This is a genomic window from Rhizobium sp. SEMIA4064 (assembly GCF_003025035.1).
GTDB classification, from domain to species: Bacteria; Pseudomonadota; Alphaproteobacteria; order Rhizobiales; family Rhizobiaceae; genus Rhizobium; species Rhizobium paranaense.
This window is the reverse complement of record NZ_PYJN01000001.1, coordinates 172265-182500: the sequence shown is the minus strand read 5'-3', so window position 1 is coordinate 182500 and position 10236 is coordinate 172265. Positions and strand designations below refer to the sequence as shown.

General features: G+C 60.7%; 9 protein-coding genes (1 of these 9 running past the window's edge). 6 read left to right on the top strand and 3 right to left on the bottom strand.

Translation table 11 applies throughout. The annotated features are described in order from the left end of the window. Together C9E91_RS00865 and C9E91_RS00860 are read right to left on the bottom strand one after the other, a co-directional pair. On the bottom strand, window positions 1–732 hold the 5' portion of the coding sequence (locus C9E91_RS00865) for an ATP-binding protein (RefSeq protein ID WP_107106499.1). The gene continues 618 nt to the left of window position 1, outside the view; only the first 732 of its 1350 coding nucleotides appear in the window; it begins with the start codon at window positions 730–732; the stop codon falls past the left edge of the window. Between the two features lie 3 nt (window positions 733–735). Continuing rightward, window positions 736–1455: a response regulator gene (locus C9E91_RS00860; protein WP_107106498.1), complete on the bottom strand. Its 720-nt coding sequence runs from the start codon at window positions 1453–1455 to the stop codon at window positions 736–738. A gap of 354 nt (window positions 1456–1809) precedes the next feature. On the opposite strand from C9E91_RS00860, the gene C9E91_RS00855 reads away from it, so the two are divergent. The 6 genes from C9E91_RS00855 (at window position 1810) to C9E91_RS00830 (ending at window position 9613) form a co-directional block, all read left to right on the top strand. Continuing rightward, on the top strand, window positions 1810–2646 hold the full coding sequence (locus C9E91_RS00855; protein WP_107106497.1) for a pseudouridine synthase: 837 nt from the start codon (window positions 1810–1812) through the stop codon (window positions 2644–2646). Beyond that, entirely contained in the window at window positions 2633–3316 is a 684-nt protein-coding gene (locus tag C9E91_RS00850) for a phosphoribosyltransferase (protein WP_107106496.1), read from the top strand. The genes C9E91_RS00855 and C9E91_RS00850 overlap by 14 nt, the downstream gene beginning before the upstream one ends. 76 nt (window positions 3317–3392) lie before the next feature. Beyond that, window positions 3393–5138 (top strand): SLC13 family permease, encoded by a 1746-nt coding sequence (locus C9E91_RS00845; protein ID WP_107106495.1) that lies wholly within the window; start codon window positions 3393–3395, stop codon window positions 5136–5138. A gap of 127 nt (window positions 5139–5265) precedes the next feature. Continuing rightward, window positions 5266–6210 (top strand): phosphoribosylaminoimidazolesuccinocarboxamide synthase, encoded by a 945-nt coding sequence (locus tag C9E91_RS00840; RefSeq protein ID WP_107106615.1) that lies wholly within the window; start codon window positions 5266–5268, stop codon window positions 6208–6210. Between the two features lie 353 nt (window positions 6211–6563). After that, window positions 6564–8018: an efflux transporter outer membrane subunit gene (locus C9E91_RS00835; RefSeq protein WP_107106494.1), complete on the top strand. Its 1455-nt coding sequence runs from the start codon at window positions 6564–6566 to the stop codon at window positions 8016–8018. A gap of 752 nt (window positions 8019–8770) precedes the next feature. After that, the gene (locus C9E91_RS00830) at window positions 8771–9613 is read left to right on the top strand and encodes an SH3 domain-containing protein (RefSeq protein WP_107106493.1); all 843 of its coding nucleotides are present in this window, start codon (window positions 8771–8773) and stop codon (window positions 9611–9613) included. A 218-nt stretch (window positions 9614–9831) separates the two neighbouring features. Here the strand turns inward: C9E91_RS00830 and C9E91_RS00825 are convergent, their stop codons facing one another. Beyond that, the gene (locus tag C9E91_RS00825; RefSeq protein ID WP_107106492.1) at window positions 9832–10074 is read right to left on the bottom strand and encodes a DUF982 domain-containing protein; all 243 of its coding nucleotides are present in this window, start codon (window positions 10072–10074) and stop codon (window positions 9832–9834) included. Window positions 10075–10236: the final 162 nt, after the last annotated feature.

Here is a 10236-nt window from a genome sequence, read left to right as displayed (position 1 = left end):
GATCGCCCCGAGGATCAGGGTGCGGTTGTTGATCAAGGCAGCGATGCGCAATTGCATGCCGTTGATGGCGCGGATCAGCATGCGCAGCTCGCAGGCGCCCCGCTCCGGAATATCGATCGGCTGCAGGCCCTTTCCGATGGAATTGACGGTGCGTGACAGCCTGGTCAGCGGCCGCGTCTCGCGCGCCACGGCGCAGACGGCGATCACCGCCACCAGCACGCCGAGAAGTCCGGCCATGAAGCCCACCGGCACGCCGCGCAGCCGCACCGTCGGCGTATCGGCCAGGCTGAAGACGGCAACCTTGCCGCCGGCAACGCCGATCGACACTTCTATCGTTCGGTCGGGAGCACCGACTGAAAACCAACCCTGCGGTCGTTCCGGGAGAGAGCGTAAGCTGAAATAACGATCGCCAAACGCCATGTTGGCAAACTCACGGGCCAGTGTGCGGCCGAGAGTGAGATCGGCTGCATCATTTTGCGCGGGCGCTGCGGCATCGACCAGGCGCAGATCGAGACCAGTGGCGTTCAGCGCCCGCGCGGCCTGCTCCTGCGCCTCGGGCTGAATGGCATCGAGGAGGCGCATCGCCGACTTGACCTGCATCGCCGGCGATAGCTGGTGGTTGAGCGGCAAGTCCGGTTTCAAACTGGCGGCGACGAAGGCGGCGAGCTGGATGATGAACAGCGCCACGGCAACGATCATGATGATGCGGGAAACGAGGCCGAGTTTCAGCATGGTTCAGACATCCCTCACATCGACGGTCAGCAGGTAGCCGGCATTGCGGACAGTGGTGATGACCTGCGCGCCATCGGGCAAATAATGCGCAAGCTTGGTGCGCAGGCGCGAGACAGTCACGTCGATGGTGCGATCGAAGGGATCGGCGCCACGGCCGCGCGTCCAGTCGAGCAGTTGGTCGCGCGACAGCACCCGGCGCGGCCGTTCCAGGAAGCAGACGAGCAGATCGAACTCCGCGGTCGTCAGGCGCACCGGACCCTCGCCTTCGATCTCGATCGCCCTGCCGTCGAGATCGACGATGAGGCCCGCAAAACTCTTGCGCCGGCGCGGGCCGCTGCCCTCCTCGGGTCGTTCGGGACCGGAGCGGCGCAGGATGGCGCGGATGCGCGCCAAGAGCTCGCGCGGATTGAAGGGTTTGCCGAGATAATCGTCGGCGCCCATTTCAAGGCCGAGAATGCGGTCGATATCATCGGACTTCGCAGTCAGCATCAGGATCGGCACCTGGCTGCGCGCCCGTATGCGGCGGCAGGCCGACAACCCATCTTCGCCCGGCAGCATCAGGTCGAGAATGATGAGATCGGGAAAACCTCTCGCGAGTGCGCGATCCATGGCGGCGGCGCTTTCGACCGCCTCGACAGCAAACCCTTCGCGGCTCAGGAACTCCTCCAGAAGCGCCCGAATTTCGCGGTCGTCCTCGACCAGAAGAAGCGATGCACAAACCATGACGCATCCATGCGAGGCGAAGGGCGGTTTTGACAACAAGGAAACGGCCGGTGATACAAACTGTAACAAATTTCCGCCGTTCTGAAAAATTCCGGCAACAGAGGCCATGCAGGTTTCGCCGCGACGGCCCCCTCCGGAGCGGGCGGCGACAGCTACCCCGGCGCCGCCGCACCCGACCCATCGCCGCTCCGGCCCGCCGGCAGGGCTCGCGTTGACAAGGCGCGAGCCCTGTCTCTCCTGTGTGTTTCCCTTTGCTGCGATTTGCGTCGCGACGTTCCCCGTGCGAAGGATTGGCCTCGTGCTTTATCGGGCCGATACGCCTAACCATCGACACAACAAGGACGAGGCAACGGGGTGAGCCAAAGGCATGCACCGCAGAGATCAGGCAAGGGGGCGAAAGGCCGGCCGGAGGCTGAAGGCAAGCGCGTAACGCTGCCGCGGGCGCTGTCGAAGCTCGGCTATTGCTCGCGCACCCAGGCCGAAGCATTGATCGCTGCCGGCCGCGTTACAGTCGACGGCCGCAAGATCACCGATCCGGCCGCCTGGATCGATCTCGACCGGGCGCGGATTGCCGTCGGCGGCGTCGAGATCGCAGCAGAAAAGCAGCTTTATTTCATGCTGAACAAGCCGCGCGGGCTGGTGACGACACGCGACGATCCCGAGGGCCGGCCGACGGTCTATGACTGTCTGAAGGATATCGACGCCCGACATTTGGCACCGGTCGGACGGCTGGACAAGGCAAGCGAAGGGCTGCTTCTCTTCACCAATGACACCGTGTTGGCGCAGGTGTTGCTCGATCCCGTCACCCATGTGAGCAAGATCTATCATGTCCAGGTCAACCGCATCATGGACCAAGAACTCCTGAGCCGCATGGAACGTGGAATCATTGACGATGGGGAGCTTCTGACCGCCATCTCCGCCCGCCTGCTGCGCAGCGGTGACCGCAATGCCTGGATCGAGGTCGAGCTCAAGGAGGGGCGCAACCGGCAGATCCGGCGGATGCTGGAGGTGCTCGACATCGAATGCCTGCGACTGGTGCGCGTCGCTTTTGGCGATATCGCGCTCGGCGATCTTCCGAAAGGCGCGGTCCGGGCGCTGACGGAGGCGGAAATTCTCGGGCTTCGCCGCCGTGCGGGCTTGGAAAAGAAGGGGCGAAATGGGCTGAAGGCGGGACGCAATGCAGCCTCATGATTTCTGGCAGGAAATCCATCCGCCGCAAAGCTTTGATGCAAGCGGCGAGTTCCGCGATTTCTATGTGGCGGAGCTGCCCGACAGGCGGCAAATGCGTCTGCCGATCCGTGTGCTGGCCGATGGCGACCACGCGCTGGCCTCGCTGATCATCAATCAGGCCAGTTTTTCCGTGCAGGAGGCGCTGGCCGAAGCGCTAGCCGCACGCATCGCGATACATGATGTCGATGTTGTCGCCGGGCTGCCAACGCTCGGGCTGACGCTAGCAAGCGCGGTTGCCCGTGCTCTCGGCCATCAGCGTTATGTTCCGCTCGGCACCTCGCGCAAATTCTGGTATCGCGAGGATCTGTCGGTTTCGCTGTCCTCCATCACCACGCCGAACCAGGAGAAGCGGCTTTATATCGATCCGCGCATGCTGCCGCTTCTGCAAGGAAAGCGGGTTGGGCTGATCGACGACGTGATCTCGAGCGGCGCCTCCATCGTCTCCGGCCTGGAGCTTTTGGCGGCATGCGGCATCGAGCCTGTCGTGATCGGGGTGGCCATGCTGCAATCCGAGCGCTGGCGGGAGCGGGTCGATGCCACCGGCATGCCGTGGAACGGGCGGATCGTCGGCGTTTTTTCGACGCCGATCCTCGAAAGGAGCGGAAACGGCGGTTGGCGCAGGCCTGCCTGACGGCGGTCTCGCCGGGGCTGTACAGAACCGGCCGGCTGGTTCATTCTGGGTCTTAGCGAATCTCCGGGGCCCGCCCATGACGTTCGAACAAGCATCCCTGCTGATCCTTCTGGGCCTGATGCTGGCGCTGTTTTGTCTTGACCGTTTCCGGATCGAGGTCATCTCGATCGCCGGGCTGCTTGCGGGATACGCGCTGGGCCTCTATTCGTCAGAGGGGGTGTTTTCCGGCCTCGCGAGCCCGGTCGTGATCACCGTGATCGAAATCCTGCTGATCGTGCAGGTGCTGGCACGGGCGCAGCTTTTCGGCGCGCTGGCGGACCGCTTGCTTGCCGCAGATCCGCCGTCCTTTGTGATCATCGGAGCTCTCTCCGGACTGACGGCTTTCATCTCGATCTTCATGAACAATATCGGCGCCTATGCCATCGCGCTGCCGGTGGCGCTGCGCATCGCCGACGTCACCGCCATTCCACGGCGACAATTGCTGATCCCCATTTCGTTTTCAGCACTACTCGGCGGATTGGTGTCGCTGATCGGCACGCCGGCTAACCTTCTGGTCAGCGACGCGCTGCTCAGGGCGACGGGACGCGGCTTCCATTTTTTCGACTTCGCCTATGTCGGCCTGCCGGTTGCCGTGGTCGGCGTGATTGTGATTGCCGCGACCGTTCCGCGGTTGTTTCCCAGATCGAGTGAGGAAGATGCAGTCCCCGGCCGGACCGTGGACCGGCAGATGATCGCGGAACGCCGGATACCGCATGGCTCCCCCTTGGTCGGGCAGCGCCTGGTGGACTGCCGTCGGGCTTTCGGTATCCAGCCGTATGCGCTGATCCGCGGCAGCCGCTTTGCCTCTCCTGCCGAAAGCACCGTGATCGAGGCCGGCGACATTCTGCTTGCCGAAGGGCCGGACGTGCTGTTCGACAGGCTTTCGGCCAAGGGCGTACTGATGCTCGAATCCCATCCCGATCCCTACGGGTCCGATTTCATTCGCAGCGAAGCGGTGGTCATGCCGCAAAGCACTTTGATCGGCTCGCGCGTCCAATCGCTGGACGTTTTCCGGTCGCGGGGGGTCGCGATCACCGGGCTTTCCATGCGCTCGCCGCGCATCGAAGGCCGTTTCGACGATCTTACGCTTTCGATCGGCGATATCCTCAAGCTGGAAGGGCCGAAGCATGCTATCGCTGAGGCGCTGGAAGAATGCGAATGCCTGCCGCTGGCCGCAAGCTACGACCACACGCCGCCGTTGCGCTCCTTCTGGCCGCTTCTGCTTTTTGCCTGCGGCGTGCTTGCCGCTGCTACCGGCCTGCTTCGCCCGGAGATCGCCTTTGCAGGCGTCATCCTGGCGATGGCCCTGTTGAACTTCATCAATCTGCGCGCTGCGATCGCCGATCTCAACTGGCCGATCATCATTATGCTGGCGGCGATGATCCCGCTCGGTACGGCAGTGGCGACATCGGGGACGGCGGAGATGCTGGCGGGCGGGCTCGGCGCCATCGTGCCGATCGAACGGCCGGGTTTCGGCGTCGCGCTCATCCTGTTTCTGGCGATGGTGATCACGCCTTTCGTCAACAACGCCACCGTCGCCATCGTGCTGACGCCGATCGCCTTCGAACTGGCGGCCAAGGCGGGGCATTCCGCCAATGCCTATCTAATTGCGGTTGCGGCCGGTGCCTCGCTCGATTTCATCACGCCGTTCGGTCATCATAACAATACGCTGACCATGAGCATCGGCAGCTATCGTTTCACCGACTTCCTGCGCGCCGGCTGGCTGTTGACCATTGTCAGCTATGGCCTGGCACTGGCCTTGATCGGTTGGTTCTGGATTTGAGCGCAGCCGCGCTTAACCGATGACGATAATCCCGTCCGAAAATCGATTCCGATTTCTGGTATTATGCGTTAAGGGTCCAACCATGAAGCATCCGCAGGGCGGATGCACGAGCCTGCTGGTGACCAAGTTGCGAATTCTCTCCGAAGCCCATTTTCCGGAACTGCCCAATTATTACCGCGGCAAGGTGCGCGAGAATTATGACCTGCCGGACGGGAGCCGCATCATCATCAGCACCGATCGGCTGAGCGCCTTCGACCGCATCCTCACCTGCATCCCATATAAAGGACAGGTACTGACGCAGACGGCGCGCTACTGGTTCGAGGCGACGAAGGACATCTGCCCGAACCACGTCATCGCCTATCCCGATCCCAATGTGGTCGTCGGCAAGCGGCTAAACATCCTGCCGGTGGAGGTTGTCGTGCGCGGCTATCTCGCCGGCACCACCGGCACCTCTATCCTGACGCTCTATAAGAAGGGTCAGCGCGAGATGTACGGCATCACCCTGCCGGACGGCATGCGCGACAATCAGATCCTGCCGGAGCCGATCATCACGCCGACCAGCAAGGAATTCGACGGCGGCCATGACGAACCGCTGACGCCGGCGCAGATCGTCGAGCGAGGGCTTTTGACGAGGGAGCAATGGCAGACATTGTCTGATTACGCGCTGGCCTTGTTCGCCCGCGGCCAGGAGCTTGCCCTCAAGCGGGGGCTGATCCTCGTCGACACCAAATATGAGTTCGGCACCGACGAAAACGGCAACATCCTTCTCGCCGACGAAATCCATACGCCGGACAGCAGCCGCTACTGGTTGGCCGACAGTTACCAAGAGAGCTTCGAAAAGGGCGCGCGCCCTGCAAGTTTCGACAAGGATTTCGTCCGCGCCTGGGTGAGCGAGCGGTGCGATCCTTATAAGGACGAGATACCCGAAATTCCGCTCGATCTGATCGAACAGACCTCGAAGGTGTACATCCGCGCTTACGAAGCGATTACGGCTACGCCCTTCGTTCCCGACGACCGCGGTGCAACACCGCGCGACCGGGTTCGCGCAAGCCTCTCCCATTACTTCCCATAACGAACCGTCCGAATGGTCATTTAGCCGTGCACCTGCACGGAATGACCGCCCCAGAGTTGCGTCGGATCTCGAATCCTTAACCATTCACTGCTTTAAGTAGCAATGGGTAGGGTATGTTTTTTGCAACACTTCATAATTTTTTTACCGGAACCCCCCTATTTGTCATGTTCCCACACGTGTTCCGCCGCGAAAAATCGCAAAAGGCACTGTGCTATTGCAAACTTGTTGATAGATTGACGCCGAATGCTTCGGCTCGTTTGATTGGTATTGCGTAGACAGAAGCGCCGACACACATGGGGTCACGTTGACTCCGTAAGATAGTGACCATGTAAAATGAATTGTGGGATAATGTGATGGTATCCATTCGTACTGCCGCCCCCGCCCTGCTGCTTCTTCTGGCAGGTTGCGTCAGCGGCCCCGATCATAAGCCACCGGAAATGCCCCTCGCGGGCAAGTTCTCGGAGGGCGGTACGAAGATCAATAGCGACGTCTCGAGTTCGCAATGGTGGACAGCCTTCGGCGATAGGAAGCTGAACACCTTGGTTGAGCAGGGACTTGCAGAAAACCTCAACATCCAGCAGTCGCTGGAACGCATCAATCAGGCCCAGGCCAATGTTGTTTCCGCCGCCGCCGGCGGGCTGCCGAGCCTCCTCGTGCAAGGCGGTAATACGACCAGCGGCGAGAAGGGCGGATTGCGCACGCAAACCGAAACGCGAAACACCACCAGCGGCGATCTCACGGCTTCGTGGCTGCTCGACCTCTGGGGCCAATACCGCCGCGCCAAGGAAAGCGCCAATGCATCGCTGGATGCGGCCTATTCCAACGTCGACGTCGCTCGCCTGACCTATCTGCAGGATCTGGCAAACAGCTACGTCAATGTCCGCCTCTATCAGGCCCGCATTTCTATCGCGCAGGATAACCTGAGGTCTCGCCGCGAGACGCTCGCATTGACCAAGTTCCAGCTTGATGCCGGTGCTGCTTCCCGCCTCGACGTCGTCCAGGCTGAAGGTCTCGTCAACCAGACGCTTTCGACAATTCCGAGCCTCGAAATTAGCTACCGGCAGGCGGTGCATCATATCGCAACGCTGCTCAACGTACCGTCGCAGACCATTATCGCCCAGTTGCAGAGCGGCGGTAACCAGCCGGTATTCCGCGGCCGTGTCGATTCGGGTGTCCCGGCGGATCTCATCCGCAACCGGCCCGACATCCGTGTCGCCGAGCGTAACCTTGCTGCTGCAACCGCACAGATCGGCGTAGCGGAAGCCCAGCTCTTCCCGACGATCACGCTCGGTGGTTCGATTTCGCCGTCCTACATTCACACGAAGTCCATCAGCGGCAGCCTGACGACCTGGTCGTTCGGCCCAAGCCTGTCGCTGCCGATCTTCGATGGCGGCACCTTGCGCGCCAACGTCAAGAGCGCCGAATCTAGCAGCCGCGAACAGTATATCGTCTGGAAGCAAACGGTGCTGTCTGGTGTCGAACAGGTCGAAAACGCCCTGTCGGCCGTTAGCCGCGATGCGCAGACGGTTTCCGCACTGCGGGCGCAGGTGAAGTCCTATCAGGAAGCCCTCGAACTCTCGACGGCAAGCTATAAGGACGGCGCCTCTTCGCTGCTCGACGTTCTCGACGCACAGCGCAACGTTTCGGATGCGCAGAACAGCCTTGCCCAGGCTGTCTCACAGAGTGCCATCGATTACATCTCTCTGAACGTCAATATCGGCGCCGGTTATGTTCCGGCCAAAAAGGCAATCGTTGCCGCAGCACCTGCCAAGGTCGTCAAGGTCGCTGCCAAGAAGACCGTCAACTAAACAGACCGCCCGGCTTCGTCGGGCGCTTTTCATAAGAACCGCCGCGGGCAACCGCGGCGGTTTTTCTTTGGTCGGAAAAATGGGATCAAATTAAAAATGGCGCGCTCCGCTTCCGCAAAGCACGCCACCAGACAGCCAATAAACAAAAAGGCCGGAGCGAACCGGCCTTTCGTCATCCACCCTCACATCAGTGCCAGTACATCCGTGGTCAAAGGGAAGGTGGAACTGCAGCCAGATTGATCGCGAAAGGTTAACACAAGGTCAACGTCACTTCCGCAATCTCCATGGAATGAAAACGGCTCGCTTTGAAGCGCGCCCGCCATTCTCCGGCTGCCTGACTGCACACCATATCGGGTGACAAGGTGGCGATTTCAAGGCCGGTGAAAATTATTCTCTTCGCCATATTACTGGAGAACGCGGCAATTCGCTCACTAAAGCCATGGTAACCCTCAAGATAATAAGTAGGCCTTTATAAAAATTAATACAAATTTTGAGAGTTTTACCCGTATTCGTTCAACCTGCATTCATGCAAACTCTCCTAAAACTGCTGAAAAGATTGGAAGAATAGCGCCGGACCTAACCAAATCCCGTGATTGCGCTAACTTTCATCTTATCGAAACTGGAAACGGCATGCCGGGTCCTGTAACCGCACCACATGTCCCTTGCCGGAGATGTCGGGCAAGCGGACAACAGCAATCAGCGCAGTCGCCGCCCGATCCCATCCTGCCGGCGACGCGCGAAGGAGAGCATTGATGAGACATAAGCTTCTTGCCGCAATTGCGCTGACCGCATTCGTTGCGACACCGGCGATCGCGGAAGCCGCAGAGGGTTTTGCCACCGCCAACGTCAATATGCGGTCCGGCCCGAGCACGCAGTATCCGGCAGTGACCAGAATCCCCGTCGGCACACCGCTGGAGATCAACGGCTGCCTCAACGAAACACCGTGGTGCGACGTCTCCTTCTTCGGCGGCCGTGGCTGGGTCGCCGGTCAGTACATTCAGGCAACCTATCAATCGCGCCGGATCTATGTCGGACCGCAATATTACCGGCCGCTCGGCATTCCGACCATCACCTTCAACTTCGACGACTATTGGGATCGCTATTACCGTGGCCGCGACTTTTACCGCGACCGCGATCGCTGGCGGCGCGGGCCGGGCTGGGGCTACCGCCGTCCGGATGCGAATTGGGACCAGCGTCCTTATCGTAACCCCGGTTGGGATGACGGCTCAGACAGCAACTGGGATCGCCGTCCGTACCGAAACCGCGATTGGGGCGACCAGCAGGATAATGAGGACTGGCGCCGCCAGCGAGACCGCAATCGCGACTGGGGCGGACAACAGGACAATAACCAGGACTGGGGCGGCGGTCAGGACCGTCGGCGCGACGACAACCGCCAGGGCGATCAGCAACGCCGGCCGCCACCGCAGCAACAACCGCAGCAGCAACAGCCGCGACCGCAGCCACAACCACAACAGGGGCAGAACAATCCACGGCCGAATGCCGGTTCGCCAGGGCCATACAGCCCCGACCATGTCGACCCCTGCCCGGTTACGCAACCTGATTGCCGCATGACGCCAAGAGGCTCCAACCGGTAATCGCTGACGTGACAGCAATATGATTAGGCCAGCGACCCCGCGTCGCTGGCCTTTCGCGTTGCGCACTTATGCCTGGAAATCGCCGAACCATCGGTATGGCGGCGAAACCGGGATCAATGATGTCAGGAAGAACGCGCATTCGGAGTTGCGCGACAGCGGCCGGCCTTCGCCGGCTCGGAAGATTGAGTAATCAGGCGGCGTCGATGCGCCGCGCTGCCTCAATGGGTTTTCAAATGCGCCTCGCGCGTCGCGGAAATGAACATTTCACGCGCCTCTTCGGCGGATTTCCGTCCGTCGATCGCAGCTCGGCAGACGCTTCTCGCAGCCACATAAAGCGGACCACGCCGATCTGGCCAGAGGTTGGCCATGCAATTCAGGGCCTCGGAAGGGCCGGTCACTATCTGGAAGCTGCCATGGGCGAAACCGATCTCGATCGGGTTGCTCCATTTGATGTGTCGCATGAATACTCCTCCTCACGCGCTACCAAGTGCCTGGGACCGCCCTCCAAGACGGTCACATAACTCCACTATAACCTCAATCAGAGCATTCGAAAATATGGAACATTCAAGCACATTTCATAGAATCAAAACGATTCAAAAGAGGTAAATTCGCCGGCCACATGG

Coding starts and splice junctions, on each gene's coding strand:
- C9E91_RS00825 (WP_107106492.1), bottom strand. CDS start 10,074: ATGCGACACATCAAATGGAGCAACCCGATCGAGATCGGTTTCGCCCAT.
- C9E91_RS00830 (WP_107106493.1), top strand. CDS start 8,771: ATGAGACATAAGCTTCTTGCCGCAATTGCGCTGACCGCATTCGTTGCG.
- C9E91_RS00845 (WP_107106495.1), top strand. CDS start 3,393: ATGACGTTCGAACAAGCATCCCTGCTGATCCTTCTGGGCCTGATGCTG.
- C9E91_RS00860 (WP_107106498.1), bottom strand. CDS start 1,455: ATGGTTTGTGCATCGCTTCTTCTGGTCGAGGACGACCGCGAAATTCGG.
- C9E91_RS00835 (WP_107106494.1), top strand. CDS start 6,564: ATGGTATCCATTCGTACTGCCGCCCCCGCCCTGCTGCTTCTTCTGGCA.
- C9E91_RS00850 (WP_107106496.1), top strand. CDS start 2,633: ATGCAGCCTCATGATTTCTGGCAGGAAATCCATCCGCCGCAAAGCTTT.